This is a genomic window from Alcanivorax sp. HI0044, assembly GCF_001634945.1.
Map to the genome: position 1 here is coordinate 1 of NZ_LWEZ01000620.1, position 621 is coordinate 621.

2 protein-coding genes are annotated in these 621 nt (G+C 58.3%); one reads left to right on the forward strand and one right to left on the reverse strand.

The features are described 5' to 3' along the window. Window positions 1-229 (reverse strand): hypothetical protein (locus A3730_RS07495; RefSeq protein WP_156501056.1); only part of this gene is annotated, 229 nt, incomplete at its 3' end. A gap of 95 nt (window positions 230-324) precedes the next feature. On the opposite strand from A3730_RS07495, the gene A3730_RS07500 reads away from it, so the two are divergent. After that, window positions 325-621: fibronectin type III domain-containing protein (locus tag A3730_RS07500; RefSeq protein WP_197477354.1), on the forward strand; the 297-nt coding region annotated here is incomplete at its 3' end.

Genomic DNA, 621 nt, shown 5'->3' on the forward strand with positions numbered 1-621 from the left:
TGGCACCGGACGGTTGCCAGGGCAGGTCGGTGCGTTGAAGAATGGCATTAATGTCAGGCGACTGATCCGCAGGCGTGCAGAAGGTGTACAGGCCCTGATAGGGGTGAATGTGTTCCTGCTGTTCGCCGATGATTTGGGTGTCCGGCCCTTTGGCTGAAGCCAGGGAAGACAGGCAAATCGAAGCAAAAGCGACGAATAAAAGCAGAGCGGCTTTCGAGTCCTTGAGCAAAGTGTCTTTATCCTGAATAGACGGGGTGACATCACCTCTATTCAGTGATGCTAGCAGCGTGAGCCGGGGGGCTCAATGCAGGGGGAGAATAACAGATGACAGGGATAGTGAACCGCTTTGCGGTGGGGCCGATTACGGGTGAGTCCGGTGTGAACCATGTGCGCCTGTTCGGTGCATTGCCGAAAGGGGAGCTGGGCGCGGGCGACAAGTTTATGTGGGGGCGAGTTCGCTGGCGCAAAGAGGGGGAAGACAGCTGGTCTGAGCCTCGTAAATTTCGCCTCAACGGGAACTTCGATGGCTCCGGGGTGGTGGTGGTTAATGGGCTTGAACCCGGTACCCGCTACCAGTATCAGGCGGGCTGGGTGCGCGCGGAGCAGGATGAGACGCCGCTG